Source organism: Sphingomonas sp. MA1305 (assembly GCF_016107325.1).
GTDB lineage: Bacteria > Pseudomonadota > Alphaproteobacteria > Sphingomonadales > Sphingomonadaceae > Sphingomonas.
Map to the genome: position 1 here is coordinate 744,013 of NZ_RCVT01000002.1, position 26,589 is coordinate 770,601.

At 67.3% G+C, this 26,589-nt stretch carries 28 protein-coding genes and 1 tRNA gene; 19 read left to right on the top strand and 10 right to left on the bottom strand.

The features are described from left to right. Positions 1–2: 2 nt before the first annotated feature. The 8 genes from fliA to D9601_RS11540 form a co-directional block, all read right to left on the bottom strand. A complete protein-coding gene (fliA, locus tag D9601_RS11505; protein WP_198354139.1) occupies positions 3–752 on the bottom strand; it encodes an RNA polymerase sigma factor FliA in 750 nt (249 codons plus the stop codon). Beyond that, complete coding sequence (gene flhA / locus D9601_RS11510) at positions 749–2,824, bottom strand: flagellar biosynthesis protein FlhA (RefSeq protein ID WP_198354140.1); 2,076 nt, start codon at positions 2,822–2,824, stop codon at positions 749–751. Before flhA ends, fliA begins: the two co-directional genes overlap by 4 nt. Positions 2,825–2,828: 4 nt before the next feature. Then, positions 2,829–3,680: a lytic transglycosylase domain-containing protein gene (locus D9601_RS11515; RefSeq protein ID WP_198354141.1), complete on the bottom strand. Its 852-nt coding sequence runs from the start codon at positions 3,678–3,680 to the stop codon at positions 2,829–2,831. Between the two features lie 101 nt (positions 3,681–3,781). Beyond that, positions 3,782–4,096 (bottom strand): flagellar protein FlgN, encoded by a 315-nt coding sequence (locus D9601_RS11520; protein WP_198354142.1) that lies wholly within the window; start codon positions 4,094–4,096, stop codon positions 3,782–3,784. Then, positions 4,083–4,391: a flagellar biosynthesis anti-sigma factor FlgM gene (gene flgM, locus D9601_RS11525; protein WP_198354143.1), complete on the bottom strand. Its 309-nt coding sequence runs from the start codon at positions 4,389–4,391 to the stop codon at positions 4,083–4,085. The genes D9601_RS11520 and flgM overlap by 14 nt, the downstream gene beginning before the upstream one ends. 68 nt (positions 4,392–4,459) lie before the next feature. Further along, on the bottom strand, positions 4,460–4,963 hold the full coding sequence (locus D9601_RS11530) for a flagella basal body P-ring formation protein FlgA (protein WP_198354144.1): 504 nt from the start codon (positions 4,961–4,963) through the stop codon (positions 4,460–4,462). After that, a complete protein-coding gene (locus tag D9601_RS11535) occupies positions 4,960–5,475 on the bottom strand; it encodes a flagellar motor protein MotB (protein ID WP_232474057.1) in 516 nt (171 codons plus the stop codon). The genes D9601_RS11530 and D9601_RS11535 overlap by 4 nt, the downstream gene beginning before the upstream one ends. Then, the gene (locus tag D9601_RS11540) at positions 5,472–6,119 is read right to left on the bottom strand and encodes a motility protein A (protein WP_443024732.1); all 648 of its coding nucleotides are present in this window, start codon (positions 6,117–6,119) and stop codon (positions 5,472–5,474) included. The genes D9601_RS11535 and D9601_RS11540 overlap by 4 nt, the downstream gene beginning before the upstream one ends. Between D9601_RS11540 and D9601_RS11545 the strand changes: the two genes are divergently transcribed. The 14 genes from D9601_RS11545 (at position 6,118) to D9601_RS11610 (ending at position 17,250) form a co-directional block, all read left to right on the top strand. Continuing rightward, complete coding sequence (locus tag D9601_RS11545) at positions 6,118–6,354, top strand: hypothetical protein (RefSeq protein WP_198354145.1); 237 nt, start codon at positions 6,118–6,120, stop codon at positions 6,352–6,354. The genes D9601_RS11540 and D9601_RS11545 overlap by 2 nt on opposite strands. A 39-nt stretch (positions 6,355–6,393) precedes the next feature. After that, entirely contained in the window at positions 6,394–6,741 is a 348-nt protein-coding gene (gene flgB, locus D9601_RS11550; protein ID WP_198354146.1) for a flagellar basal body rod protein FlgB, read from the top strand. Between the two features lie 3 nt (positions 6,742–6,744). Further along, on the top strand, positions 6,745–7,155 hold the full coding sequence (gene flgC, locus D9601_RS11555; RefSeq protein WP_198354147.1) for a flagellar basal body rod protein FlgC: 411 nt from the start codon (positions 6,745–6,747) through the stop codon (positions 7,153–7,155). Positions 7,156–7,157: 2 nt separating this feature from the next. Continuing rightward, positions 7,158–7,847, top strand: a complete 690-nt coding sequence (locus tag D9601_RS11560) for a flagellar hook assembly protein FlgD (RefSeq protein WP_198354148.1) — start codon at positions 7,158–7,160, stop codon at positions 7,845–7,847. A 43-nt stretch (positions 7,848–7,890) separates the two neighbouring features. Further along, positions 7,891–9,201 carry a flagellar hook protein FlgE gene (locus D9601_RS11565; protein WP_198354149.1) on the top strand — a complete coding sequence of 437 codons (1,311 nt, stop codon included), beginning with the start codon at positions 7,891–7,893 and terminating at the stop codon, positions 9,199–9,201. A gap of 29 nt (positions 9,202–9,230) precedes the next feature. Then, positions 9,231–9,983, top strand: a complete 753-nt coding sequence (locus D9601_RS11570) for a flagellar basal body rod protein FlgF (RefSeq protein ID WP_198354150.1) — start codon at positions 9,231–9,233, stop codon at positions 9,981–9,983. Positions 9,984–9,995: 12 nt separating this feature from the next. Next, positions 9,996–10,784 carry a flagellar basal-body rod protein FlgG gene (gene flgG / locus D9601_RS11575; protein WP_198354151.1) on the top strand — a complete coding sequence of 263 codons (789 nt, stop codon included), beginning with the start codon at positions 9,996–9,998 and terminating at the stop codon, positions 10,782–10,784. 14 nt (positions 10,785–10,798) lie between these two features. After that, positions 10,799–11,530, top strand: coding sequence for a flagellar basal body L-ring protein FlgH (locus tag D9601_RS11580; protein WP_198354152.1), 732 nt, complete (start codon positions 10,799–10,801; stop codon positions 11,528–11,530). Between the two features lie 57 nt (positions 11,531–11,587). Continuing rightward, a complete protein-coding gene (locus D9601_RS11585; protein ID WP_198354153.1) occupies positions 11,588–12,688 on the top strand; it encodes a flagellar basal body P-ring protein FlgI in 1,101 nt (366 codons plus the stop codon). Then, positions 12,685–13,029, top strand: coding sequence for a rod-binding protein (locus tag D9601_RS11590; protein ID WP_198354154.1), 345 nt, complete (start codon positions 12,685–12,687; stop codon positions 13,027–13,029). Before D9601_RS11585 ends, D9601_RS11590 begins: the two co-directional genes overlap by 4 nt. Next, entirely contained in the window at positions 13,026–14,372 is a 1,347-nt protein-coding gene (gene flgK / locus D9601_RS11595) for a flagellar hook-associated protein FlgK (protein ID WP_198354155.1), read from the top strand. The genes D9601_RS11590 and flgK overlap by 4 nt, the downstream gene beginning before the upstream one ends. A gap of 8 nt (positions 14,373–14,380) precedes the next feature. After that, positions 14,381–15,277: a flagellar hook-associated protein FlgL gene (gene flgL / locus D9601_RS11600; RefSeq protein WP_198354156.1), complete on the top strand. Its 897-nt coding sequence runs from the start codon at positions 14,381–14,383 to the stop codon at positions 15,275–15,277. 185 nt (positions 15,278–15,462) lie between these two features. Further along, positions 15,463–16,326: a flagellar motor stator protein MotA gene (gene motA, locus D9601_RS11605; protein WP_198354157.1), complete on the top strand. Its 864-nt coding sequence runs from the start codon at positions 15,463–15,465 to the stop codon at positions 16,324–16,326. A gap of 18 nt (positions 16,327–16,344) precedes the next feature. After that, on the top strand, positions 16,345–17,250 hold the full coding sequence (locus D9601_RS11610) for a flagellar motor protein MotB (RefSeq protein WP_198354158.1): 906 nt from the start codon (positions 16,345–16,347) through the stop codon (positions 17,248–17,250). A gap of 165 nt (positions 17,251–17,415) precedes the next feature. Here D9601_RS11610 and D9601_RS11615 read toward each other — a convergent pair whose 3' ends face one another. After that, positions 17,416–17,898: a MucR family transcriptional regulator gene (locus D9601_RS11615; protein ID WP_198354159.1), complete on the bottom strand. Its 483-nt coding sequence runs from the start codon at positions 17,896–17,898 to the stop codon at positions 17,416–17,418. A gap of 91 nt (positions 17,899–17,989) precedes the next feature. Beyond that, positions 17,990–18,076: transfer RNA gene (locus tag D9601_RS11620), tRNA-Leu, on the bottom strand. A gap of 106 nt (positions 18,077–18,182) precedes the next feature. Between D9601_RS11620 and D9601_RS11625 the strand changes: the two genes are divergently transcribed. The 5 genes from D9601_RS11625 (at position 18,183) to gltB (ending at position 26,561) form a co-directional block, all read left to right on the top strand. Then, entirely contained in the window at positions 18,183–19,115 is a 933-nt protein-coding gene (locus D9601_RS11625; protein WP_198354160.1) for a complex I NDUFA9 subunit family protein, read from the top strand. Between the two features lie 10 nt (positions 19,116–19,125). Beyond that, positions 19,126–19,923 (top strand): undecaprenyl-diphosphate phosphatase, encoded by a 798-nt coding sequence (locus D9601_RS11630; protein ID WP_198354161.1) that lies wholly within the window; start codon positions 19,126–19,128, stop codon positions 19,921–19,923. Positions 19,924–20,075: 152 nt separating this feature from the next. Beyond that, positions 20,076–21,506 (top strand): NAD(P)-dependent oxidoreductase, encoded by a 1,431-nt coding sequence (locus tag D9601_RS11635; protein ID WP_198354162.1) that lies wholly within the window; start codon positions 20,076–20,078, stop codon positions 21,504–21,506. Then, entirely contained in the window at positions 21,503–22,042 is a 540-nt protein-coding gene (locus tag D9601_RS11640; protein ID WP_198354163.1) for a DUF2059 domain-containing protein, read from the top strand. The genes D9601_RS11635 and D9601_RS11640 overlap by 4 nt, the downstream gene beginning before the upstream one ends. Positions 22,043–22,052: 10 nt before the next feature. Next, on the top strand, positions 22,053–26,561 hold the full coding sequence (gltB, locus tag D9601_RS11645; protein ID WP_198354164.1) for a glutamate synthase large subunit: 4,509 nt from the start codon (positions 22,053–22,055) through the stop codon (positions 26,559–26,561). Positions 26,562–26,589 lie beyond the last annotated feature (28 nt).

A 26,589-nucleotide genomic window follows, 5' to 3' on the forward strand; every position in this document is an offset into this window, starting at 1 on the left:
CGTCACACCTTGCGGGCGAGCGCCTTCTTCAGCTTGGCGTGCGCGGCGGCCTTGATCTGGCAGACGCGTGCAGAGCCGACGCCGATCACCTGGCCGATCTCCTCGAGGTTGAGCTCCTCGACATAATAGAGCTGGATGACCAGGGCCTCGCGCTCGGGGAGCCGTTCGATGGCGGCGATCAGCGTGTCGCGCAGGTCGCTTTCGGCCAGCTGCTCGAAGGCATCGGGCGTATCGTCCGCAAACCAGGGCAGATCGTCCTGATAGACCTCGTCGATCGTCTCGAAGCGGATCGCGTCCGCGGTCTGATAGTCGGCCCGCAGTTTCTCGATCGTGATGCCGAGATGCGCGGCGACGACGGCCTCGTCCGGCGCATGGCCGGTCGCCTGGGTCAGCGTCGCGATCGCGTCCTGGTAACGGCGGCGGCGGCGCATCGCGCCGCGCGTCGTCGTCGCCTGGCGGCGCAGCTCGTCGATCATCGCGCCGCGCAGCCGGGTCTGCAGATAGGCGCGGAACTGCGCGCCCTGCTCGGCGGCCTGGCCGACCGCCTCGACCAGGGCGACCAGACCGATCTGCACCAGATCCTCGACGTCGACGATCGTGCTCATCGATCCATGCACGTGCCAGGCGATGCGCCGGACCAGCGGCAGATACTGGCGGACCAGCGCCTCCTTGTCCGCCTCCGGCCGGCGGCGCGGCGCATAGGTCAGCGGCTGCGCGCCGGCGAACGCCTGTTTCATCGGTTCGGCACTCATGCCGCCAGCGCCTGATGCGGCTGGGGCGCGCCGATCACGGCGACGACTTCCACGGCTTTCTCCTCGGGCACTTCGAAGAACGACAGCACCGGCGTGTCGGGCAGGACGGTGCGCACCAGCTTGCGGATCGCCAGGCGGATCGCCGGCTGCACGACCAGCGCGAACGGCTTGGCCTCGGCGATCATCGGCTGCGCGGCCTGCTGCAGCGCATCGACGATGCGGCGGCCGAGATCGGGTTCGATGACGTGGCGCCGCGACTGGTCGGCACGCGCGGCCTGGCCGAGCAGCCCTTCCAGCTGGCCTTCCAGCGTCATCACGCGCAGCGGCTCGCGCACGCCGCACAGCTTCTGGATGATCAGCGGGCCGAGCTCGGGGCGGATCAGCTCGATGATGTCCTCCGGATCGGCGGCGCGCGTCGCCGCGACCGAAATCGCCTGGGCGATGCGGCGGAACTCCTTGAGCGGGATGTTCTCCGCGAGCAGGCCCTTGAGCACTTGGGTCAGCGTGGTCAGCGGCAGCGGATTGGGGGTCAGCGACGCGACGAGCTGCGCGGCGCGGTCCTTCAGCCCGTCGAGCAGCGATTGCACCTCGTCCGGCCCCAGCAATTGTGCGGCATTCTGGCCGAGCAGATGATTGAGGTGGGTCGCCATCACCGTGCCGGCATCGACGACCAGATAGCCTGCACCGGTCGCGGCATCGGCGTCGCTGGTCGGGATCCAGGTCGCGTCGAGACCGAAGGTCGGGTCCTTGGCCTTCTTGCCGAAGAGATCGCCATAGGCCTGGCCGGTGTCGAGCGCGAGCATCTCGTCGGGAGACACCTGATCCTCGCCGACGACGACGCCGTTGATCAGGATGCGATAGGTGAAAGGGGCGAGGTTGATGTCGTCGCGAACGCGGCATTGCGGCACGACGAAGCCCAGCTCCTTCGACAGCTGGCGGCGCACGCCGGTGATGCGGCCCATCAGCGGGGCGCCGCGGCGCTCGTCGACCAGCGGCACCAGGCCATAGCCGACGTCGAGGTTGACCTGCATCGCGTCGGTGACTTCTTCCCAGCCGATCTTCGACGGATCGGCGGGGGCGGCGGCTTCCTCGACCGGCGCGGGCTTCGGCCGCGTCTCGATCTGGCGGAGCTTCCAAGCGGTGAAGCCGGCGATCATGGCGGCGGGCAGGATCACCAGATGCGGCATGCCGGGCAGGATGCCGAGCAATGCCAGGATCGCGGCGACCGGAGTCCAGGTGCGCGACGAGCCGAACTGGCTGCCGATCTGACCGGCGAGATCGTGTTCGGAATTGACGCGCGTCACGATCGCGGCGGCGGCGATCGACAGCATCAGGCTGGGCAGCTGTGCGACCAGCGCGTCGCCGATCGCCAGCAGGATATAGGTCTTGGCGGCGTCGGCGATGCCCATGCCGTGGCTGACCGGCCCCAGGATCAGGCCGCCGACGATGTTGGCGGCGAGGATCAGCATCGCGGCGACCGCGTCGCCCTTCACGAATTTGGACGAACCGTCCATCGACCCGTAGAAATCGGCTTCGGTGGCGACCTCGACGCGGCGCGCCTTCGCCTGGTCCGGGGTGATCAGGCCGGCATTGAGATCGGCGTCGATCGCCATCTGCTTGCCGGGCAAGGCGTCGAGGGTGAAGCGGGCGGACACTTCCGATACGCGGCCCGCACCCTTGGTGACGACGATCAGATTGATGATCATTAGGATCGCGAAGACGAAGATGCCGACGACATAGTCGCCGCCGATCAGGAAGGTGCCGAACGCCTCGATGACATGGCCCGCCGCGCTTTCGCCCTCATGCCCGTGGACCAGCACGATGCGGGTCGAGGCGACGTTGAGGCCGAGGCGGAACAGCGTGGCGAACAGCAGCACGGTCGGGAAGGCGCTGAAGTCGAGCGGCTTCTGCGCGTTGAGCGCGACCATCAGCACGGCGAGGCTGATCGCGATGTTGGCGACGAAGAAGACGTCGAGCAGCTGCTTGGGGATGGGGACGACCATCACCAGCACGAGCAGCAGGATGGCGAGCGGCAGGGCAGCGCCGCGGCCGCCGGCGAGAAGCTTGTTCATCGGCTCAGCCCCCCATGCTCGCGAGCATCATGTACGCGAGCCGCGCCGTGTCCGGCGTCGGTCGCAGCAGGCTGGCCCCCGCCGTGGTGCTGCCGGTGCCGAACCGCGCCATCGCCTGCTTCGCCCAATCGAGCGCGTCGGTCGCGCTCTGGCCGTTGCCGGTGACGACGGTGGCGTCGTCCCCCATGCCCAGCGCCTGCGAGGCGAAGGCGAGATTGGCGGCGCGCGTCTCGTTGGCGCTGTCGGTCGCGGCGCCGAGCTTGTCGGCGAACCGCTGGTAGATCGCCGACAGCGAGCGCGGCTGGCCGTTGGACGCATAGAAGATGCCGCGATTGCTCGCGGCGGCGGCGGGGAACAGCGCGGCGGCGGACGTGTCGGGATTGGCCGCCATCGTGGCGAGGAACTTCTTGGCGCCGCCGATGCCGAGGAAATGCGCCATGTAGAGGTCGGTGCCGTTCGCGGTGCGGCCGAGCGAGGCTTCGAGCTCGCCCTTGTTGTCGGAGGCATGTTCGGCCGCCATCAGCGAGGCGGCGGTGGGGTCGTTGCGCAGGCCGAGGATCGCCTGGCGGGTCGCGCCGTCGCCGACGGTGTAGCGGCCGCCCGCGCCCTGGCTGATGCTGTCCGCCGCCCAGCCGAGCCCATGCTCCGCGCCGTGCTTCTTGACCACGGCGAGCCAGCTTTGCTCGACGAATTGGTACAGGCCGCTGGCGGACGATGTGCCCGCGCGCGCGCTGGCGTTCAGCCCGCTTTCGATCTTGGCCTGGCCGAGCAGATAGTCGAAATCCACCCCCGTCTTGCTGCTCGCAAGCGCGATGGCGGACTGGACTCGTCCGGCAGTAATCGGATTGACGGTCATCGCGTCGAAACACACCCCTGTTGTCGGGACATGTCAAAGCAAGGACCGTGCCAGATCGGGATGCGCCTCCCCCGCCGTAGGGCAGGGGGGAACGGATGACGTCAGGCGTAGGCCTGGAACACGCGTTGCCGGCCACCGTTGCCGGCGTCGCCGGACAGGATTTGCAGGCGCCGGCGAACATTTGCCGCCATCAGATTGACGTAGATCCGGCATGTCTCGTTGAGCCGGTTGGCCTCGTCGGCGAGCTCGCGGATCTCGGGGCCGGCGGGGCCGGTGCCGAGCGCGGCGATCTCGTCGATGCCGGCGAGCTTGTCGGCGGTGGCGCGTTCCAGCGCGACCACGTCATTGGCCTTGAGCGCGGCGATCTCCGCATGCAGCGCGTCGATCACGCGGATCAGGGCGTCACGCCTTTTCATAGCCGTCCCAGTTCAGCTTGAGCGCCAGGAGCCGGTCGGCGATCGTCGCCGGCAGGATGGGGAAGGAGCCATTCTGGATGGCCTTCTTGATTTCGGACACGCGATCCGCATCGACCGGCGGTTCGGCCGCCAGCGTCTTGGCCAGCCCGCTCAGCTGTGCCGCGGGCGCCGCAGTCTGCGCCTCGGAGCCGGACTGTTGCAGTGCGGGCTGTGGCGCCGGCGCGGCCGCTGGCGCGGTGACGCGGGTAACGCTTCCACTTCCTTGCAGCGGCGATGAGCCGATCGATTCCACCATGTCCGCACCTATCTGGATTGCCTGACATGGGCATAAACGGCCGCCGCGGAATCAAGTTTAGCAAAAAATCATTCGCCCCATCCGGGCAAGGTCGCGCGCCCGCCGGCGACCGCGATCGCCTGGACCGGGGTCTTGGCATCGTCGACCTTGACCATGAACCGGCCGCCGGGCGGCGCGTCGGCCATGGCGACGCCTTCGCGGCTGATCGAGAAGCCGTCGGAGCCGGCCTCGATCACCACTGGGTCGCCGCGCTTGATCACCGCTTCCGCCTTGACCGGCACGACGGCGGCCGTGGCGGTCGGCGGCGGCGCGGCGGCCGGGCGGATGACGGGAACGAAGATCCGCCAGTCGGGGCCGGCGCACGACACCACCACTGCGTCATGCGCCTCGGTCCGCCAGGACAGCGACACGGTGGAACAGGCGGCGAGGCGCAAGCGCGGGTCGATGCCGGTGCGCGCGCCGCCCTCCGCACCGATCGGACGGCTGGTGAAGGCGGCGACCGCGCGGTCGAGCCCGGCGACGTCCTGAAAGCTGGTGACGGTGCCGGCGGCGAGGAGGAGCGAAAGGATCATGGCTGTTTCCCAGGCTCGCCGGCAAAGGCGAGCGTGACGATGGCGGCGCGGCGTCCGGGCCGCGCGGCGGTGGTGACGGTGATGCGGGGCGAGACACGGGCGAGCGCGCCGGCCAGCGCCCGTGCCCGATCGGCGGCGAGGATCGCGCCACTGCCGGTGACAGGGTCGACATCGATCGTGCTGCCATCGACCGAGCCGGTGACGGTCAGCGCGACGCGCGGGTCGCGCACCGCCTCCTCGGCCCAGGCGATGACGGCGGCCGGGTCCTGCGGCAGCGTCGCGCTGCCCGTGGCGAAATCGGTGATCCCCGATGCCATCACCGGCGCCGCGGCGGGCGTATCGTTGCCGCCGAAGCTGGCTCGGAGTGCGGCGGCGACCGCCCGCGGTTGCTGGCTCGCCTGCAGCAGGACGAAGAAGCCGACGAGCAGCAGCGCAAGATCGGCCAGCGTCACCAGCCACAGCGGCTTGGCGGGCGCCGGTTCCGGCCATTCGTCGATCGCTCCCGGGATCATGCGGCGCTCTGCATCTGGTGACGCGGCGTCTCGCGCAGCGCCAGCGCCACCAAGGGCGCTTCCAGCCGCGCCCGCTCGAACGCCTCGACCCGGCCGGCGGCGCGAAGCCGCTGGCACAAGGGCATGAACAGCAGATTGGCGAACAGCGCGCCATATAGGGTGGCGAGCAGCGCGATCGCCATCGCGCCGCCGATCGCATGCGGGTCGGACAGGCGCGCGAACATGCCGGCCAGTCCGATCAGCGTGCCGACCATGCCCATCGCCGGGGCTGCCTCCGCTGCGGTCGACCAGACGTCGGCGGCGGCGACATGGCGGGCGATGCGGGCCTGGCGGCGGTGGCGGAGCAGCGCCTCGACCTCGCGCGGGATGGCACCGTCGACGATCGCGGCGACGGCGGCGGCGACATCGCGGTCGGCGATCACCGAGCGATCGAGCGCCATCACGCCGTGGCGGCGCGCGATCCGATCCTGGGCGGCGATCTGCTCGAGCAGCGGCTCCGCATCGAAGTCGCGGCGGAGCAACGTGCGCAACGCGCCGACGGCACGGCCGATGTCGGCGAACGGCACGCGCAGCGCCGTCGCCACGACGGTGCCACCGCCGACGATGGCCAGCGCAACCGGGTCGAGGAATTGGGCGATCATCATGACGCGTCACATGATGCAAGGGGCGGGCCAATTAACCACGGGACCGGGTCAGACGGCACCGCAGGGCGGCACCGGCAAGCGATCGATCGATCGACCGGCAAGGCTTGCCGCCGACCGGCAAGGCTTTGCCGTCTGCCTTGCCGGTCGCTTGCCGGCCTGCCGTCCGCGCCGGTTCGACTGCAAAAAACAAAGCGATTCCCGTGGTTCCTGCGAAATTGGCACGACGGTTGCTTAGTCACTGGCAGCGCAATGGTGCGCCGGAGATCAAGGGCCGATGGCCGCAGATACGCTGTTCGGAGTTCACGGGGCCGCGCTGGAGGTGCGTTCGCAGCGCATGGGCGTGCTCGCGTCGAACATCGCCAACGCGTCGACGCCCGGGTTCAAGGCGCGCGACATCGATTTCAAGGCGGCGCTCGCGTCGGCCGAGAGCGACAATGACGCGCAGGGCATCGGCGCCGCGACCAAATATCGCGTGCCGCTGCAGACCTCGATGGACGGCAACACCGTCGAACTGTCGCAGGAGCAGACCGCCTTCGCCGAGAACGCCGTCCAATATCAGACGACGCTGTCCTTCCTGAACGGGCGGATCGGCCAGATCACCCGCGCGCTGAAGGGGGAATAGGCGATGGCCGACAATCCGATGAGCGTGTTCCAGGTCGCCGGCCGCGCGATGAGCGCGCAGCTGCTGCGGATGAACACCACCGCGTCGAACCTCGCCAATGTCGGTGGCATCGCCGGCTCGGCGGACGCCGCCTACAAGACGATGAAGCCGGTGTTCCGCACCAGCTTCGACGCCGCCAACGGCCTCGCCACCGTCGACGTCGAGAAGATCGTAACCGCCGGTGAAACGCCCACCAAGCGCTACGACCCGGCCAATCCCTTGGCCGACAAGGACGGCAATATCTACGAGGCCGCCGTCGATGAGACCCGCGAGCTGGTCGACATGATGGAGACCGCGCGCTCGTACCAAAACAACGTCGAAGTGATGAACACTGCCAAGCAGCTCACGCTCGACACCCTCAAGCTGGGCCGCTGACCATGGTAGACTCCACCACCACCGACTATGCCTCGATGGGCATCGCCACCACCGCATCGCTGACCACCCCCAAGGTTTCGACCACGGGCAACAAGACGACGCTCGACCAGTCCGACTTCCTCGCGCTGATGACGGCGCAGCTGAAGAACCAGGATCCGCTGAGCCCCGTCGACAACACGCAGATGGTCGCCCAGATGGCGCAATTCTCGTCGGTCGCCGGCATCAGCCAGATGAACACGACGCTGACCAATCTCGCCACCAAGCTCGGCGGCTCCACCGCCGCCGACGCGATGAGCTACGTCGGCAAGACCGTGCTGGTCCAGGGCACCACCGCTTATGCGCGGTCCGACGGATCGCTCGACGGTGCGGTCGAGCTCGACAAGGACGCGACGCAGGTCACCGTCTCGATCGCCGATGCCAATGGCGGCACCGTCCGCCAGCTGCAGCTCGGTGCGACCAAGGCGGGCAGCGCCAACTGGCAGTGGGACGGCAAGGACGAGGACGGCAATGCCGTCACCAACGGCCCGTTCACGATCAGCGTCGCCGCCGCCAACGCCAATACCGACATCGCCGCGGCCAGCCTGGTCTGGGCGCCGGTCGAATCGGTGTCGCTGCCCTCCAGCGGCTCGCCCGTGCTCAAGGTCGTTGGGGTCGGCGACGTGAAGCCGGCCGACGTCCGCTCCGCCACCTGAACCACCCTCTCTCCCTGCCAGCCTTCTCTCAGGAGTAAACCCGATGTCCTTCTTCACCTCTTTGTCCGGCCTGCAGGCTTCGCAGACCGACATGGCCACCATCTCGCACAACCTCGCCAACGTCTCGACCACCGGCTTCAAGAAGAGCCGTACCGAATTCGCCGACATCATCGCGTCGAGCGTGTCGACCGACCCGCGCAAGATGGTCGGCTCGGGCGTCGTGGTGAAGGGCTCGGCGCAGCAGTTCAAGGAAGGCAACCTCACCACCACGTCGAACGCGCTCGACCTGGCGCTGGTCGGCGAGGGCTTCTTCACGCTGCGCACCACCGGCGTCAGCGACGCGCTCGCCTATACCCGCAACGGCAGCTTCTCGGTCGATTCGAACAACAACGTCGTCGATGCGCAGGGCTCGTACCTGCTCGTCTACCCGGTCGACAGCGACGGCAACGTCACCTCGACCAGCCAGTCGGGCCTGACCCAGCTGCAGATCCAGCAGACCAGCGGCACGCCCAAGGGCACGTCGAACGTGTCGACGGCGGTGCAGCTGTCGGCGACCTCGACGACCAAAGCGCCGACCGCGGCCAAGCCGTTCAGCCGCACCGATCCGACCACCTACAACAATTCGGTCGCGACGCGCATCTACGATGCCAACGGCAACCCGCAGACGATGACCAGCTATTACGTGCGCACGGCCGATGCCGACAGCAACGCCGGCACGCTCGGCACCTGGTCGGTCTATTCCTATGTCGGCGACCAGCCGCTCAGCTCGGGCGGCAACGTGGACGTGAACGGCAAGCCCTGCGCGACGCTCACCTTCGACAGCAAGGGCGCGCTTGCGTCGATCAACGGCACCGCCGGTGCCAAGTCGATCGCCTACGACCAGTTCGTGCCGGCCTCGGGCGCCGCGGCGCAGAGCGTGACGCTCAATCTCGCCAATTCGACGCAGCTGCCGTCGGCCTTCTCGGTCAATTCCAAGACGCAGGACGGCGTGCCGGTCGGCCAGCTGTCGGGCGTCACCGTCACCGACGCCGGCCTGATCCAGGCGAGCTTCTCGAACGGCGACATCGTCCCGCTCGGCAAGGTCGCGCTGTCGAGCTTCTCGACCCCGACCGGCCTGCGCCAGATCGGCAACAGCTATTGGGCGGCGACCGGCGTGTCCGGCGCGGCCAAGCTCGGTTCGGCTTCGGCCGACGGCTTCGGTTCGCTGATGTCGGGCACGATCGAGGGCTCGAACGTCGACATCACCGAAGAGCTGGTCAATCTGATCGCGGCGCAGCGCAACTTCCAGGCGAATGCCAAGGCGCTCGATACCGCCAGCCAGGTGTCGCAGACCATCTTCAACATCCGCAGCTGATCGATCGCGACGGCGCAGGGAGCAGGTAAGTGGACAAGCTGGTCTATACCGCGGCGACGGGCCTCAAGGCGCACATGGCGGCGCAGGCGGCCATCGCCAACAATATGGCGAACGCGTCCACCACCGGCTTCCGCGCCGATCGCGTCGTCTTCGACCGCATTCTGCTCAAGGGCGGCGGGTCGACGCTGGAGGCGCGCATGCCGACCAGCGAAGAGGTCACCGACGCGGATCGCACCCCGGGTGCGATCCAGTCGACCGGCCGCGCGCTCGACGTCGCGATATCGGGCAACAGCGACTGGCTGGCGGTGCAGGCCGCCGACGGCAGCGAAGCCTATACCCGCCGCGGTGATCTGGAGGTCGCGCCGACCGGCGTGCTGCAGACCGGCGACGGCTATATCGTGCAAGGGCAGGGCGGGCCGATCACCATCCCGCCGCACGACAGCCTGACGATCGCCCCGGACGGCACGATCTCGATCGTGCCCCAGGGTGGCGATCCCAAGAATCCGCAGATCGTCGATCGACTGAAACTCGCCAGCACCAAGGGCGCGGATACGGTCAAGGGGCTCGACAATCTGCTGCGCGTGCGCGGCGGCGGCACCCTGCCGGCCAATCTCGACGCCAAGGTGCAGGGCGGCGCGCTGGAAGGCTCCAACGTCAACATGACGCAGGCGCTGGTCGACATGATCGAGAATCAGCGCAGCTACGAGGTGCAGGCCAACCTCATGAAATCGGCCAAGGACATGGACGAGAGCAGCACCTCAGTGATGCGTCTGCCGAGCTAAGGGAAGAAGAGCATGTCATCCGCAGCCATGCATATCGCGCGTACCGGGCTCGACGCCCAGGACACGCGCATGCGCGTCATCTCGAACAATCTCGCCAACGTTTCGACGACGGGGTTCAAGAAGGACCGCGCCGCGTTCGAAACGCTCGCCTATCAGACGATCACCGCGCCCGGCGCGTCGTCGACCGCCGACACCAAATATGCCACCGGTCTCAACCTCGGCACCGGCGTGCGCATCCAGGGCACGGCGCGCATCGACACGCAGGGGTCGCTGCAGCAGACCGGCAACAGCTTCGACCTCGCGCTCGACGGCGACGGCTATTTCCAGATCCAGCTGCCCGGCGGCAATCTCGGCTACACCCGCGCCGGCAATTTCGCGCGCAGCCCCGAAGGCCAGCTGATCACGTCCGAAGGCTATCAGGTGATGCCCGGCATCACCATTCCGGCCAATGCCACATCGGTGTCGATCGGCACCGACGGCACCGTCACCGCCCAGGTGCCGGGCCAGACCGATGCGACCAACCTCGGCCAGATCCAGATCGCCAGCTTCCCCAATCCCACCGGCCTGCAGTCGGTCGGCGACAATTACCTGCGCGAAACCGCCTCGTCCGGCGCGGCCAACATGGGGATCGCCGGCCAGGACGGCCGCGGCAACATCCGCCAGGGCAATCTCGAGGCGTCCAACGTCAACGTCGTCGAGGAACTCGTCGACATGATCGAGACGCAGCGCGCCTATGAGGTCAATTCCAAGATGATCTCGGCGACCGACGACATGCTCAAATACGTCAACCAGAACCTCTGATCGGTATCCGACCCATGGCTTCCCGCGCTCCCACCCCGTTCCGCCTCGGCGCCTATTGGGCCGAACTCGCGCTCGCCGCGGCGTCCGGGCTGCTCGTCCTTGCCGCGCTTGCCCCCGGTGACGCGCAGGCCGGCATCTTCGGCAAGAAGACGCCGCCGGAGGATTTCAGCGTCACCCGCGCGCCGGTGGCGCAGCCGGTCGCCGCACCCGCCAACGGCGCCATCTTCCAGGCCGGCGACGGCTATGCCGCCCTTTACGAGGGCTGGCGCGCGCGCAAGGTCGGCGACCCGCTGACCATCGTGCTGGTCGAGCGCACCGCCGCGTCGAAGTCGGCGAGTTCGAAGCTTGATTCGTCCGGCTCGGGCAGCGTCACGCCGCCCGCCACCGGTCCGCTCAGCCTGTTCAAGAACAGCGACGTGTCGGCCAGCGGTGCGCGCAGTTTCGACGGCAAGGGGGCCGCCGATCAGGCCAATTCGCTGTCGGGCGAGATTTCGGTGACGGTGGCGCAGGTCTATCCGAACGGCACGATGCTGGTGCAGGGGCAGAAGCGCGTCACGCTCAACCGCGGCGACGAATTCGTCCGCATCAAGGGCATCGTCCGCGCTGCCGACGTCGATGCGGAAAACCGCGTGCCCTCGACCCGCGTCGCCGATGCGCAGATCGCCTACACCGGCAAGGGCGATGTCGCCCGCGCCAGCCGGCAGGGCTGGCTGAGCCGCTTCTTCTCCGTGATCAGCCCGTTCTAACCCTCTCCGCGCCATGGTTAGCGGTTCGGTAACCATGGCGGTGGCAGGATCTTCGACATGACCTTGCGTGCGCTCTTCCTCGGCCTGCTGTCGCTGTTCGTCGCGACCGCACCTGCCCATGCCGACCGGATCAAGGATCTCGGCGGCTTCCAGGGCATCCGTTCGAACCAGCTGACCGGCTATGGCGTGGTCGTCGGCCTGCCCGGCACGGGCGACGACAATCTCGAATATACCGTCCAGTCGCTGAAGGCGGTCGCCTCGCGCTTCGGGCTGCAGCTGCCGCCGGGCGCCAATCCGGGAATGAAGAACGCCGCGGTGGTGATGATCACCGCCGAACTGCCGCCGTTCGCCAAGCCCGGCCAGCGCCTCGACATCACCGTTGCCTCGATGGGCAAGGCCAAGTCGCTGCGCGGCGGCAGCCTGGTGCTGACCCCGCTGCTCGGCGCCGACAATCAGATCTATGCGATGGCGCAAGGTAATCTTGCCGTCGGCGGCCTCGGGGCGGAGGGGGCGGACGGATCGCGGATCGTCGTCAACGTGCCCTCGACCGGTCGTATTCCGGAGGGCGCCACCGTCGAACGCGCGGTGCAGACCGGCTTCGACACCGCGCCGACGCTGACCTTCAACCTCCAGCGCGCCGATTTCACCACCGCCCAGAACGTCGCCGCCGCGATCAACAAGACGCTCGGCTTCGGCACCGCCCAGGCGGTCGACGCGGTGTCGGTGGCGGTGCGCGCGCCGCAGGGGGCGGACGTGCGCGCGACATTGATGTCGACGATCGAGAACCTCGACGTCGTCTCCGCCGAGCCGCCCGCAAAAGTAATTGTAAATGCGCGCACCGGAACGGTCGTTATATCCTCTGCGGTCAGGGTGGGTCCGGCCGCGGTGACGCACGGCAAGCTGACCGTGCGCATCGACGAGAACCAACGGATCAGCCAGCCGGCGCCGTTCAGCCAGGGCCAGACCGCGGTGCAGCAACGCTCCAACGTCGCCGTCGAGGAAGAGAAGAAGCCGATGTTCCTTCTGAATCCCGGGCCCAAGCTGGCCGATGTCGTCAAGGCGGTGAACGCGATCGGCGCCTCGCCGGCGGATCTGGTCGCGATCCTCGAGGCGCTCAAGGAGGCGGGCAGCCTCAAGGCGGAGCTCGTCGTCCTGTGACGACGCCGCTCGCCGCCGCGCCGCAGGCGCTCCAGTCGACCGCGGGTGGCCTGTCGACCGACACGTCGCGGCTGAAGAACGCCGACAATCTCAAGAAGGCGGGCGAGAAGTTCGAGGCGGTGTTCACCGGCATGATGCTGAAGAGCATGCGCCAGACCCATCTCGCCGAACCGTTGTTCGATTCGAAAGCGATCGACACCTTTACCGACATGCAGGATCAGCGTCTGGCGCAGACGATGGCCGAGCATACGCCGATCGGTATCGGCAAGGCGATGACCTCTTTCCTCGCCAAGTCGCAATCGGATCTTAACGGTTCGGCGGCAGACCCGCCGACATCATGAGCGACCTGCTCGCCATCGGCGCCTCGGGCGTCCGCGCGTACCAGACCGCGCTAGCCACCGTCGGCGAGAATATCGCCAACGTGGGAACGACGGGCTATACCCGTCGCGCCGTGCAGGTTGCCGAGGTTCCGGGCGGCAGTGGCTCGGTCAATCAATATGGCGCGGGCAATGGCGTCACGCTGACCGGCATCGCGCGGTCCAGCGATACCTATTCCACCGCCGCGCTGCGGGCCTCGACGTCCGATCTCAGCCGCACCACCAAGGGCGCGACCTGGCTCGACCGGATCGACGGCGCGCTGACCGGCAACGCGCTGACGTCGCGGATGACCTCCTTCTTCGCGGCATCGCAGTCGCTGGCCGCGGAACCCGATTCGAGCGCGCTACGTACCAGCATGTACAGCGCCGCCAACACGCTGGCGGTGTCGTTCAGCGCGACCGGCCAGGCCTTCGATCAGATCGATACCGATCTCGACACCGCGGGCCGCCAGGCCGCGACCGACCTGTCGTCGCTCGGTACCTCGCTGGCCGGGATCAACGACGGTCTTGGGCGTGCCGCGCCGGGCAGCACCGCCGCCGCGCAGCTGATGGATCAGCGCGACCAGATCCTGACCAAGATGAGCGAACAGGTCGACCTGTCGGTCAGCTTCGATTCCCTCGGCCGCTCCACCGTCACGCTGGCGCAATCGAGCGGCGCGCCGTTCGTGAAGGGCAATAGCTCCGGCATCGTCAGCTATGAACGCGACGACAATGGCCAGGCGACCTTCTCGCAGATCGTCGACGGCATTGCGACCCAGCTGACGCCGAACGGCGGCACGATCGCCGGCATCACCGACGGCGCGCAGCGCGTCGCCGCCAACCGCGACGCGCTAAACGGCCTGACCAGCAGCTTCGTGAAAACGGTCAACGACAATCAGGCGGCGGGCGAGGATCAGAACGGGGTCCAGGGCACCGCGATCTTCGCGGTCGGCAGCACGCCGACCGATATCACGCTCGCGGCGGGCTTCACCGATGGCAGCAAGATCGCGGCGGCGGCGCCCGGCGGCGGCAAGCGCGATTCGAGCAACCTCAGCATTCTGGAACAATCGCGTCAGGGCAAGGCGTTCGAATCGACGCTGTCCGGCATGATCACCGACAACGGCACGGCCTATAAGCAGAAGTCCACGATCGCCGATGCGCAGACCGCGATCCGCGACGGGGCGGCGACCGCGCTGTCCACCTCGACCGGCGTCAACCTCGACTCCGAGGCGGTCGACCTGATGCGCTTCCAGCAGGCTTATGCCGCATCCAGCCGTGTGATCCAGGTCGCGCGCGAAACCATGCAGTCCATCCTCGACATCCGGTAGGCCGCGCCATGCAGATCTCCACCAGCATGTTCTACGACAATGCGGCGAGCCGCCTGTCGAAGATGAACGATCGCGCCGCGGTGCTGCAGACGCAGATCGCGACCGGCAAGAAGATTCAGCGCGCCTCGGACGACCCCAACGCGTCCGCACAGCTCGCCGAACTCGACCGCAAGGATGCGGATGCGACGGTCTACGGCAACAACATGACCATGGCGAGTTCGCTGCTCGACCAGGCGGACAGCGTGCTCAAGCAGATCAACGATCAGCTGACCCGCGCCACCGAACTTGCGACTCAGGCCGCCAATGGCACGCAGACCGACGCGACGCGCAAGATAATCGGCACCGAACTGCAATCGATCATCGGTGCGATCACCGGCCTCGCCAACAGCACCAACGTCCGTGGCCAGCCGCTGTTCGGTACGCCGGAAGGGACGCCGGCGGTCAAGGACAACGGCGACGGCACCTTCACCTATGCCACGACCAACGTGTCGGAGGTGCCGATCGCCGATGGTCAGACGGTACAAGCGACGGAAAGTGCGTCGCGCATCTTCAATATCGGCAACGGCAAGGACGCGCTGACCGCGCTCAGTCAGCTTGCCACGGCGCTCAACGCCGGTGGCGACGTTTCGACGGCGGTCTCGCAAGGGCTCGACGACATCAAGGCGTCGATCGATCAGGTCGCCAACGTTCAGGCGTCGGTCGGCGCGCGCGGCGCCCGCATCGATCTGCAACAGCAACTGCAGACCACCGCCAACACCGATCGCGCCGATCTGCGCTCCAAGTTGCAGGACGTCGACGTCACCGATGCGATCGTCCAGCTGCAGCAGATGATGACGCAGCTGTCGGCGACACAGGCGAGCTTCAGCAAACTCTCCAGCCTGTCGCTGTTCGATTACATCAAGTAACGCACCGTAATCCCGGCATGCACGCTCCGGTTCGGCGGAGCGCGGCCGCTCTGCGCCGCCATCCGTGTCGCCGCGTACCGATCTCCGGCGGCCACTAAACGCCTTCGTGGTAACCGTTTGTCTAGGAAATCCGGTTAACCCGACATGACAGGTGCCGGAACGGACCGGCCATTGGGGGGTAGCCCGTGTTTCCTGCAATTGGTCTTGTTGTCCTTCTCGGCATGGTGTTTGGCGGCTTCGCCATCACCGGCGGTGCGCTCGGCCCGGTGTTCGAGGCGATTCCGCACGAAATGCTGATCATCGGCGGCGCCGCTGCTGGCGCGCTGATCATCGGCAACTCGGGTGCCGAACTGAAGGCGATGGGCGGCGGCCTCGGCAAGGTGTTCAAGGGGCCGAAGTACAAGAAGCAGGACTATCTCGACGTCATCTTCCTGGTCAGCAAGCTGATGAAGATGCTGCGCATGGATGGCCCGATCGCGCTCGAACCGCATGTCGAGGATCCGAAGTCCTCGGCGGTTTTCGCCGAATACCCCCGCCTTCTCGCTGACCATACCTTGGTCAATCTGATCGCCGATACCTTGCGCCTCGTCGTCGTTTCCAGCGGCACGCTGGACGTGCATGCGGTCGAAGAGGTGATGGACCATGCGATCAAGACGCATCACCATGAGGTCGAGGGGCCGGAGCACACGCTGACCAGCCTTGCCGACTCGCTTCCCGCGCTCGGCATCGTCGCCGCGGTGCTCGGCATCGTGAAGACGATGGGTTCGATCGACAAGCCGCCGTCGGTGCTCGGCGGCATGATCGGCTCGGCGCTGGTCGGCACGTTCATGGGCGTGCTGCTCGCCTACGGCATCGTCAATCCGCTTGCCGGTCGGCTCAAGCAGGTGATTCATGCCGACGCCGCAATCTATCACGTCGTCAAGCAGATCATCATCGCCTCATTGCACGGCCATCCGCAGCCGCTCGTCATCGAGGCGGCACGGAGCGGCATCGCGCACAAGAACCAGCCCGGCTTCGCCGAGGTGTTCGACGGCCTGCGCGGCAAGTAAGCGGGAAGGACGCATCCGATGGCCCGCGCTGCGCCGCACGGCAACAACCAGCCGCCCAAGATCATCATCGTCAAGAAGATCATTGGCGAAGGCGGCGGCGGTCATCACGGCGGCGCGTGGAAGGTCGCCTATGCCGACTTCGTGACGGCAATGATGGCCTTCTTCCTGCTGCTCTGGCTGCTCGGCGCGACCACCGAGAAGCAGCGCAAGGGCATCGCCGACTATTTCGCGCCGACGATCATCGACAAGAAGGTGCTGGGCCTCGGCGGCAGCGGCGTGCTCGGCGGCGAATCGATCGTCAGCAACAACAAGCTCGGGCCGAAGGCGGCGGCGGCGCCGATCGCGTCGATCGGCATCCCCGTGTCCAACGCGGGCGGCGAGCGCAGCGGCACCGGCGAAAAGGGGTCGCTGCGCAATCCCAACGCGCGCGCGGAGGATCAAAAGGCGTTCGAGGCGATCAAGCGCCAGATCGAATCAGCGATCAAGAGTTCGGCGAGCCTCGCCAAGCTTGCCAGTCATATCCGGTTCGTACCGACGCAGGACGGTCTGCGCATCGACCTAGTCGACGACGCTGATTATTCCATGTTCGCGCTCGGCACGACGATGCTCGACGGCAAGGCGTCTGACCTGATCGGGATGATCGCCAAGACGATTGCCGGTACCCCCAACACGATCATGATCCGTGGCCACACCGACAGCGTGCCCTATGGCGATCCGCGTGCGATGAACAACTGGATGCTGTCATCCGGACGGGCCGAGGCGACGCGCCGCCGTTTGGCCTTGGGGGGGATTCCCGAACAGCGGTTCGAACGGATCGAGGGCGTCGCCGATCGCGAGCCGATCATTCCCAACGATCCCTATGACGCGCGCAATCGTCGCGTCGCTATCACCCTGCTCTATCGCAAGGGCGTATTCGGGCAATGAACGCAGACTGCGCCCGGCGCGCGTGACGGTTCAAGCTCCTAGGGCGCGCGACGCGGTCGACACTGTACGTCCCGTCGCCCCGCCTCGCAACGAAACGCCCCAGCTTTCGCTGAGGCGGCACGGTGACATGGCAGGGACGGGAGGGGCCCGCAGGCCCCTTCCGGGTTACGCCTCGGCGTCGGCGGTCTTGCGACCACGGCGGGCGGCGTTTTCGCTCGGGCGCTCGCCGGGCTTGCGGCCCAGGCCGATCTTCTTCGCCATGGCGCGCCGGCTTTCGGAGTAGTTCTCCGACACCATCGGATAATCCGACTTCAGGCCATAGCGCTCGCGATATTCATCGGGGCTGAGGCCATGCGTAGCGAGATGGCGACGCAAGGTCTTGTACGGCTTACCGTCGATCATCGAGATGATGTAATCCTTCGACGCCAAGGATTTCCGGACCGACACTGCCGGGGTATACTCGGTCTGTGCCGGGGTTTCCGTAGCGGTATCGACCGCTCCAAGCAGACCGCGGACGGTGTCGTGCATCTTGCCGAGGAACGCCGGCACCTCGTCGGCGCTGGTGCGAGTGTTGGGATTGCCGAGCCAAGCAATCGTCAACTCGGTTGCTAACTCAACAGCGTTCAGACCAGAAGTTTCATCAGTCATAGCTTGCTCCTTTGACTAAGGAGCAGCCGTACGGCCGCCTTTGGGGGCGTCAAGCCTATAAACGATCAATTTGATCGCGATGAATGGAAAATGGTGCCCAGAAGAGGACTCGAACCTCCACGACCTTGCGATCGCCAGCACCTGAAGCTGGTGCGTCTACCAATTCCGCCATCTGGGCACGGGGTAGGCGGCGGCCTTTAGGGGTGGGTCATGTGCCTTGTCAACACGCCTTTCGCACGGCAAGGGCGGCACGGCGATTTAGCCAGGTGCGAGAAGGGCCGATCATGAGGGACAAACTGGTTACGGTGTTCGGCGGCGGCGGCTTCGTCGGCCGTTACGTGGTGCAGGCGCTGCTGCGCACGGGCGCGCGCGTTCGCGTCGCCGAGCGCGATCCCCGCCATGCCTGGTTCCTCAAGCCGCTTGGCGGCCTTGGCCAGATGCAGTTTGTCGCTGCCGACGTGACCCGGTCCGACACGGTGCATCGGGCGGTGGTCGGCTCCGACATGGTCGTCAACCTCGTCGGCGTGCTTGAGGGCAAGTTCGATGCGGTCCATGTGGTGGGCGCACGCAACGTCGCCGAGGCGGCGGCCGGCGCCGGGGCCGAGGCGATGGTGCATATGTCGGCGATCGGCGCCGATCCCGCCGCCGCCTCCGCCTATGGCAGCAGCAAGGGGCGCGGCGAGGAGGCGGTGCGTGCCGCCTTCCCGGGGGCGGTGATCATGCGTTCCTCGATCGTCTTCGGTCGCGAGGACCAGTTCCTCAATCGCTTTGCCGGCATGATCGAGAAGTTCCCGGTCGTCCCGGTGTTGCGGGCGCCGGTCAAGTTCCAGCCGGTGTTCGCGGCAGATGTCGGCGACGCCTTCGCGGCTGCGCTGGCGGCGGACCATGCCGGCCGTACCTTCGAACTCGGCGGCCCCGACGTGATGACGATGGGCGAAATCATTCGCTGGCTCGCCGCGACGCTCGGCCGGTCGCCGTCGATCGTCGAATTGCCTGATGCTGCCGGCGCGCTGCTCGCCCGGCTGCCGCTGGCGCCGATCACCGTCGACCAGTGGCAGATGCTCCAGCGCGACAATGTCGTCGCGCCGGGGGCTGATGGCCTCGCTGCATTGGGCGTGACCCCGACGCCGCTCGCCTCCGTCGCCCCCGAATGGCTAGTGCGCTTCCGCCGTCTCGGCCGCTTCGGCCGTCGCGCCGCCACCAAGCTCCACGTCTGAAGGATCGAGCATGGATCTCCTGACCGCCATCCTCCTCGGCATCGTCGAGGGGGTGACCGAATTCCTGCCCGTCTCGTCGACCGGCCATCTGATCCTCGCCGGCACGCTTCTCGGCGTGCAGGACAAGGGCACTGCGACCTTCGACATCGTCATCCAGCTCGGCGCCATCCTGGCGGTAATCGTCCTCTACTGGCGGCGCTTCTGGGGCGTCGCGATCGGCCTGTTCGCCGGCGAGCGCCGCGCGATCGCCTTCGTCCGCAATGTCGTGCTCGGCTTTCTGCCGGCGATGGCGATCGGCCTCGTTGTCTACAAGGCGGTGAAGGCGCTGCTGGAAAAGCCGACCGTGGTGGCGGTCGCCTTGATCGTCGGCGGCGTCGCGATCCTCGTCATCGAGCGGCTGGTACGCCGCGTCCGCATCGATTCGGTCGAGGCGATGCCCGCCACCACCGCACTCGGGATCGGCGTCCTTCAGTGTCTGGCGATGGTTCCCGGCGTCAGCCGGTCGGGCGCGACGATCATGGGGGCGCTGACGCTTGGCGTCGATCGCCAGGCGGCGGCCGAATTCTCCTTCTTCCTCGCCATTCCGACGATGCTGGCGGCAAGCGGCTACGACCTGCTCAAGTCGGGCGCGACGCTTGGCCAGGGCGACTGGCTGGCGATCGCGGTGGGCTTCGTCGTGTCGTTCATCGTCGCGCTTCTGGTGATCCGCTGGTTCATCACGGTGATCAGCCGGCACGGCTTTGCGCCCTTTGCCTGGTATCGTATCGTCGTCGGCGCGATCGCGCTGATCGCCCTGCAGATGCGTTAGGTCCGAATATTTACCTATTTCGGCAAGCGCCGCCTCTCGTTACCGCTTCCAGCGCACGATTAGCTCGAATTAGGTAAGAATAGGTTCCATAACGCTCGTTTTGTGCGTGACAAAGGCTTCGATCGTGCGTAGCGGCACGATCAGGAGGCCCCATGGCGCACGATTCCATGCTCAAGTTCGTCGGTCGTTCGCAGGCCTATCCGGCCAAGCGCACTGCCGATGATCGCGCGGACGATTTCCGGGAGATTGCGGCGCGCTACGCCCCACCCGCGGCGGAGGAGCAGGCGGGCCGCTGCTCGCAATGTGGCGTGCCCTATTGCTCGGTCCATTGTCCGTTGCACAATCATATCCCCGATTGGCTGCGCCTGACCGCGGAGGGGCGGCTGCGCGAAGCCTATGAGCTGAGCAACGCCACCTCGACGATGCCGGAGATCTGCGGCCGCATCTGCCCGCAGGATCGGTTGTGCGAGGGCAATTGCGTCATCGAGTTCAGCGGCCATGGCGCGGTGACGATCGGCTCGGTCGAGAAGTTCATCACCGATACCGCCTGGGAGGAAGGCTGGGTCGAGCCGCTGGCGCCCGGGCCGGCGCGCGGCCAGTCGGTGGCGGTGATCGGCGCGGGTCCGGCGGGGCTGTCGGCGGCGGAATATCTGCGCGGTCATGGCTATGACGTCCACGTCTACGATCGCCACGATCGCGCCGGCGGGCTGCTGACCTACGGCATCCCGGGTTTCAAGCTGGAAAAGCCGGTGGTGATGCGGCGCGTCGACCGGCTGCGCGACGGCGGCATCGTCTTCCACAGCGGCTTCTCGGTCGGCGAACAGGCCAGCCTCGACGAACTGCGGCAGCGTCATGATGCGGTGCTGATCGCGACCGGCGTCTATCGCGCCCGCAACCTTGATCTCGGCACGCCCGACGACCGCGTCGTCGCCGCGCTCGATTATCTGATCGCCTCCAATCGCAAGGGGTTCGGCGACGCCGTCCCGGCGTTCGACAGTGGCGCGCTCGACGCCGCCGGCAAGCATGTCGTGGTGATCGGCGGCGGCGACACGGCGATGGATTGCGTCCGCACCGCGATCCGCCAGGGCGCGGCGTCGGTGAAGTGTCTCTACCGCCGTGATCGCGCCAACATGCCCGGCAGCCAGCGCGAAGTCGCCAATGCCGAGGAAGAGGGTGCGGAGTTCGTGTGGCTGTCCGCCCCCGCCGCGTTCGACCCGGATGGCACCGTCCGCGCACGGAGAATGCGGCTCGGTGCCCCAGATGCCAGCGGTCGACGCGCACCCGAGGCGGATCCGGCGGGCGACTTCACGCTGCAGGCCGATCTGGTGATCAAGGCGCTCGGCTTCGATGCGGAAGATCTGCCCGGTCTGTTCGGCGCACCGGAACTCGGCGTGTCGCGCTGGGGCACGGTGCTGGTCGACGGCAAGACGCTGATGACCAGTCTCGACGGCGTCTTTGCCGCGGGCGACATCGTGCGCGGGGCGAGCCTGGTCGTCTGGGCGATCCGGGACGGCCGCGACGTCGCCGGGGCGATGCACAAATGGCTGAAGGCCAAGGCAAAGCGCGAGAGGGTGGCGGCATGATGCGGAACGGTCTTCTGGTGGCGGCGGCTTTGGCCAGCGCGCCGGTGGCGGCGCAGGGCACGGGGGCCGGTACGATCGCGACCGCGCGGAGCATCGTCGCGGCGATGCATATCGAACAGACGCTCGATCCCGTCTTCGCGCAGATCATGCCGCTGGTGTCGACCAATGTAATCACCGCGATGCAGCGCGATCCCGCCATTCCCGCCACCCTGAAGGCGCGACTGTCGACCGCCGACGGACAGGCGCAGGTGTCGAAGATCGTCTCCGAGGAAATCGGCGCGGCCTATCGGGCGCGCTACGACAGTATCGCCGCCGCCCTGTCGGAGGAATACAGCCGCTCGTTCAGCGAGACGGAACTGCAGGCGATCCTGAGCTTCTATCGATCGCCGGCGGGGGCGAAGCTGATCCAGACCCAGCCCGCGATCCAGAAGGTGATGTCCGAACAGGGCCGGGCGATCGGCCGCGAGGCCGGTATGGACGCCTTCCCGAAGATCATCCAGCGCGTCAACGCGCTCGGCGCGCCTGCCGGAAAGTAGGATCACGACGATGACCGACCAGCGCCGGTATCTCGCCGAGCACGGCATGTACCGCCCGGACTATGAGGGCGACGCCTGCGGCGTCGGCCTCGTCGCCGCGACCGACGGACGTGCGTCGCGCCGCGTCGTCCAGTCGGCGATCGACGCGCTGAAGGCGGTGTGGCACCGCGGTGCGGTTGATGCCGACGGCAAGACGGGCGACGGTGCCGGCCTGCACATCGACCTGCCGCACCGCTTCTTCGACGATGCGGTCGTCGCGTCTGGTCACAAGGTGCTGCCCAACCGGCTTGCGGTGGGGATGATCTTCCTGCCCCGTACCGACCTCGGCGCGCAGGAAAGCTGCCGGACGATCGTCGAGAGCGTGATCATCGAGGCGGGCTATACGATCTACGGCTGGCGCCAGGTGCCCGTCGACGTCTCCGTCATCGGCATGAAGGCGCAGGCAACCCGGCCCGAGATCGAGCAGATCATGATCGCCGGCCCGATGCCGGACGAGGTCAGCGCCGCAGAGTTCGAGAAGAACCTCTATCTGATCCGCCGCCGCATCGAGAAGCGGGTCATCGCCGCGCAGATTCAGGGCTTCTACATCTGCTCGCTGAGCTGCCGCTCGATCGTCTACAAGGGCCTGTTCCTCGCCGAGAGCCTGTCGGTCTTCTACCCCGACCTGCAGGACCAGCGGTTCGAAAGCCGCGTCGCGATCTTCCACCAGCGCTATTCCACCAACACCTTCCCGCAATGGTGGCTGGCGCAGCCGTTCCGCTGCCTCGCGCACAATGGCGAGATCAACACGATCCGCGGCAACAAGAACTGGATGCTCAGCCACGAGATCCGGATGGCGGCGACCGCGTTCGGCGACAATTCGGAGGACATTAAGCCGGTGATCCCGGCTGGCGCCAGCGACACCGCCGCGCTCGATGCGGTGTTCGAGACGATCTGCCGGTCGGGGCGCGATGCGCCGACCGCCAAGATCATGCTGGTGCCGGAAGCGTGGCAGAAGGACCTCGATACGCCGGCGGATCATGCCGCCATGTACCAGTATCTCGCCTCGGTGATGGAGCCGTGGGACGGACCCGCCGCGCTGGCGATGACCGATGGGCGCTGGGCCGTCGGCGGCGTCGACCGCAACGCGCTGCGCCCGCTGCGCTATACGCAAACCGCCGACGGGCTGCTGATCGTCGGCTCGGAAAGCGGCATGGTGGTGGTGCCCGAATCGACGATCGTCGCCAAGGGGCGGCTCGGGCCGGGCCAGATGATTGCCGTTGATCTCGACGAGGGCCGCGTGTTCAACGATCGCGAGGTCAAGGACCGGATCGCCGCCGAGCATGATTATGCCGCGATGATCGGCGAATTCCACGCGATGCGCGACCTGCCCGAGGTGGCGGACGCGACCGTGCGCTTCGATCGCGCGGAGCTGACCCGGCGCCAGGTCGCCGCCGGCCAGACGCTGGAGGATATGGAGCTGATCCTGTCGCCGATGGTCGATGGCGCGAAGGAAGCGGTCGGATCGATGGGCGACGACACGCCGCTCGCGGTGATCAGCGACAAGCCGCGGCTGATCAGCCAGTTCTTCCGCCAGAATTTCAGCCAGGTGACCAACCCGCCGATCGACAGTCTGCGCGAACGCTACGTGATGTCGCTCAAGACCCGGTTCGGCAATCTCGCCAACATCCTCGATACCGAGGACCGGCGCGAGCGCGTGCTCGTGCTCGATTCGCCGGTGCTGACGGGGCAGGACTGGGCGCGGCTGCGCACCCATTTCGGCAGCAGCGCGAGCGAGATCGACTGCACCTTCGACGCCGAGGGCGGGCCGGAGAAATTGCGCGCCGCGATCCAGCGCATCCGCAACGAGGCCGAGCAGGCGGTGCGCCAGGGCAAGAGCGAGCTGTTCCTGACCGACGAGCATGTTTCCGAGGATCGCGTCGCGATCGCCGGCGTGCTCGCCGCCGCCGCGGTACACACGCATCTCGTCCGCAAGGGCCTGCGCTCCTACGCCTCGATCAACGTGCGGTCGGCGGAATGCCTCGACACGCACTATTATGCGGTGCTGATCGGCGTCGGCGCGACCACGGTGAACGCCTATCTGGCCGAGGCGGCAATCGTCGATCGGCAGGCACGCGGCCTGTTCGGCGACCTCAGCCTCGACGCCTGCCTCGCCCGTCATCGCGTCGCGATCGAGGAGGGGCTGCTCAAGATCATGAGCAAGATGGGGATCGCGGTGATCTCCTCCTATCGCGGCGGCTATAATTTCGAAGCGGTCGGCCTGTCCCGCGCGCTGGTCAACGACCTGTTCCCGGGCATGCCCGCCAAGATCTCGGGCGAAGGCTATGCCTCGCTTCACCACAGCGCGATGATGCGGCACGAACAGGCGTGGGACGAGGGTGTCGCCAAATTGCCGATCGGCGGCTTCTACCGCCAGCGTCACACCGGCGAGACCCATGCCTATTCCGCCCAGCTGATGCACCTGCTGCAGACCGCGGTCGCGACCGACAGCTACACCAGCTACATGCAGTTCAGCCGCGGCGTCGCCGACCTGCCGCCGGTCTATCTGCGCGACCTGCTGCAATTCAACTTTCCGGCTGAGGGCGTGCCCGTCGACCAGGTCGAGGCGATCACCGAAATCCGCAAGCGTTTCGTCACCCCGGGCATGTCGCTCGGCGCGCTGTCGCCGGAGGCGCACGAGGCGCTGGCGATCGCCATGAACCGGATCGGCGCCAAGGCGGTGTCGGGCGAGGGCGGCGAGGACAAGGCGCGCTACACGCCCTACGCCAATGGCGACAACGCCAATTCGACGATCAAGCAGGTGGCGTCCGGCCGCTTCGGCGTCACGGCGGAATATCTCAACGCCTGCGAGGAGATCGAGATCAAGGTCGCGCAGGGCGCCAAGCCCGGCGAGGGTGGCCAGCTGCCCGGCTTCAAGGTCACCGAATTCATTGCCAAGTTGCGCCACGCAACCCCGGGCGTGACGCTGATCAGCCCGCCGCCGCACCACGACATCTATTCGATCGAGGATCTGGCGCAGCTGATCTACGATCTGAAGCAGATCAACCCGCGCGCACGCGTCTGCGTCAAGCTGGTCAGCTCGGCGGGCATCGGCACGGTCGCGGCGGGCGTCGCCAAGGCGCATGCCGACGTCATCCTCGTCTCCGGCCATGTCGGCGGCACCGGCGCTTCGCCGCAGACGAGCATCAAATATGCCGGCACGCCGTGGGAAATGGGCCTGTCCGAGGTCAATCAGGTGCTGACCCTCAACGGCCTGCGCGGCCGGGTGCGGCTGCGCGCCGATGGCGGGTTGAAGACCGGACGCGACATCGTCGTCGCCGCGATCCTCGGCGCGGAAGAATTCGGCATCGGCACGTTGAGCCTAGTCGCCATGGGCTGTATCATGGTCCGCCAGTGCCACTCGAACACCTGTCCGGTCGGCGTCTGCGTGCAGGACGAGCGGTTGCGCGCCAAATTCACCGGCACGCCGGAAAAGGTCATCAACCTGATGACCTTCATCGCCGAGGAGGTGCGCGACATCCTCGCCCGGCTCGGCTGCCGCAGCCTCGACGAGGTGATCGGGCGCACCGAATTGCTCCGGCAGGTCAGCCGCGGTGCCGAGCATCTCGACGACCTCGACCTCAATCCGATCCTAGCCAAGGTCGACGCGACCGACGCGGAGCGGCGTTTCTCGCTGTCGACCTTCCGCAACGACGTGCCCGACAGCCTCGACGCGCAGATCATCAAGGACGCCGCACCGGTCTTCGCGCGCGGCGAGAAGATGCAGCTGACCTATTCGGTGCGCAACACGCACCGCGCAGTCGGCACCCGCCTGTCGAGCGAGATCACCCGCCGCTTCGGCATGGCCAAGCTTGCCGACGGCCATGTCACCGTCCGGCTGCGCGGCAGCGCCGGCCAGTCGCTCGGCGCCTTCCTGTGCAAGGGCGTCACGCTCGAGGTGTTCGGCGACGCCAACGATTATGTCGGCAAGGGCCTGTCGGGTGGCACGATCATCGTGCGGCCGGCGGTGTCGTCGCCGCTCGCCAGCCAGGACAATACGATCGTCGGCAACACCGTGCTCTACGGTGCGACCTCGGGCACGCTGCTCGCCGCGGGGCAGGCGGGCGAGCGGTTCGCGGTGCGCAATTCGGGCGCGACCGTGGTGGTCGAGGGCTGCGGCGCCAACGGCTGCGAATATATGACCGGCGGCATCGCCGTCGTGCTCGGCCGCACCGGCGCCAATTTCGGTGCCGGCATGACCGGCGGCATGGCCTTCGTCTACGATGGCGACGACGCGTTCGAACGCCGCGCCAATCCGGAGAACATCGTCTGGCAGCGGATCGCCTCGGCGCATTGGGAGGGCGTGCTGCGCGACCTCGTCGAGCGGCATGCCGCGGCGACCGACAGCCGCTGGTCGAAGGGCCTGCTCGCCGACTGGGATCAGGCGCTCGGCCGGTTCTGGCAGGTGGTGCCAAAGGAAATGCTCTCGCGTCAGACGCACGCCCTCGACGACACGGTCGAGCTGGTCGCGGCGGAGTAACCGTTATTCCCCTCCCGCTTGCGGGAGG

Coding starts and splice junctions, on each gene's coding strand:
- fliA (WP_198354139.1), bottom strand. CDS start 752: ATGAGTGCCGAACCGATGAAACAGGCGTTCGCCGGCGCGCAGCCGCTG.
- flhA (WP_198354140.1), bottom strand. CDS start 2,824: ATGAACAAGCTTCTCGCCGGCGGCCGCGGCGCTGCCCTGCCGCTCGCC.
- D9601_RS11515 (WP_198354141.1), bottom strand. CDS start 3,680: ATGACCGTCAATCCGATTACTGCCGGACGAGTCCAGTCCGCCATCGCG.
- D9601_RS11520 (WP_198354142.1), bottom strand. CDS start 4,096: ATGAAAAGGCGTGACGCCCTGATCCGCGTGATCGACGCGCTGCATGCG.
- flgM (WP_198354143.1), bottom strand. CDS start 4,391: ATGGTGGAATCGATCGGCTCATCGCCGCTGCAAGGAAGTGGAAGCGTT.
- D9601_RS11530 (WP_198354144.1), bottom strand. CDS start 4,963: ATGATCCTTTCGCTCCTCCTCGCCGCCGGCACCGTCACCAGCTTTCAG.
- D9601_RS11535 (WP_232474057.1), bottom strand. CDS start 5,475: ATGATCCCGGGAGCGATCGACGAATGGCCGGAACCGGCGCCCGCCAAG.
- D9601_RS11545 (WP_198354145.1), top strand. CDS start 6,118: ATGACGCGTCACATGATGCAAGGGGCGGGCCAATTAACCACGGGACCG.
- D9601_RS11540 (WP_443024732.1), bottom strand. CDS start 6,119: ATGATGATCGCCCAATTCCTCGACCCGGTTGCGCTGGCCATCGTCGGC.
- flgB (WP_198354146.1), top strand. CDS start 6,394: ATGGCCGCAGATACGCTGTTCGGAGTTCACGGGGCCGCGCTGGAGGTG.
- flgC (WP_198354147.1), top strand. CDS start 6,745: ATGGCCGACAATCCGATGAGCGTGTTCCAGGTCGCCGGCCGCGCGATG.
- D9601_RS11560 (WP_198354148.1), top strand. CDS start 7,158: ATGGTAGACTCCACCACCACCGACTATGCCTCGATGGGCATCGCCACC.
- D9601_RS11565 (WP_198354149.1), top strand. CDS start 7,891: ATGTCCTTCTTCACCTCTTTGTCCGGCCTGCAGGCTTCGCAGACCGAC.
- flgG (WP_198354151.1), top strand. CDS start 9,996: ATGTCATCCGCAGCCATGCATATCGCGCGTACCGGGCTCGACGCCCAG.
- D9601_RS11580 (WP_198354152.1), top strand. CDS start 10,799: ATGGCTTCCCGCGCTCCCACCCCGTTCCGCCTCGGCGCCTATTGGGCC.
- D9601_RS11585 (WP_198354153.1), top strand. CDS start 11,588: ATGACCTTGCGTGCGCTCTTCCTCGGCCTGCTGTCGCTGTTCGTCGCG.
- flgK (WP_198354155.1), top strand. CDS start 13,026: ATGAGCGACCTGCTCGCCATCGGCGCCTCGGGCGTCCGCGCGTACCAG.
- flgL (WP_198354156.1), top strand. CDS start 14,381: ATGCAGATCTCCACCAGCATGTTCTACGACAATGCGGCGAGCCGCCTG.
- D9601_RS11610 (WP_198354158.1), top strand. CDS start 16,345: ATGGCCCGCGCTGCGCCGCACGGCAACAACCAGCCGCCCAAGATCATC.
- D9601_RS11615 (WP_198354159.1), bottom strand. CDS start 17,898: ATGACTGATGAAACTTCTGGTCTGAACGCTGTTGAGTTAGCAACCGAG.
- D9601_RS11625 (WP_198354160.1), top strand. CDS start 18,183: ATGAGGGACAAACTGGTTACGGTGTTCGGCGGCGGCGGCTTCGTCGGC.
- D9601_RS11630 (WP_198354161.1), top strand. CDS start 19,126: ATGGATCTCCTGACCGCCATCCTCCTCGGCATCGTCGAGGGGGTGACC.
- D9601_RS11635 (WP_198354162.1), top strand. CDS start 20,076: ATGGCGCACGATTCCATGCTCAAGTTCGTCGGTCGTTCGCAGGCCTAT.
- D9601_RS11640 (WP_198354163.1), top strand. CDS start 21,503: ATGATGCGGAACGGTCTTCTGGTGGCGGCGGCTTTGGCCAGCGCGCCG.
- gltB (WP_198354164.1), top strand. CDS start 22,053: ATGACCGACCAGCGCCGGTATCTCGCCGAGCACGGCATGTACCGCCCG.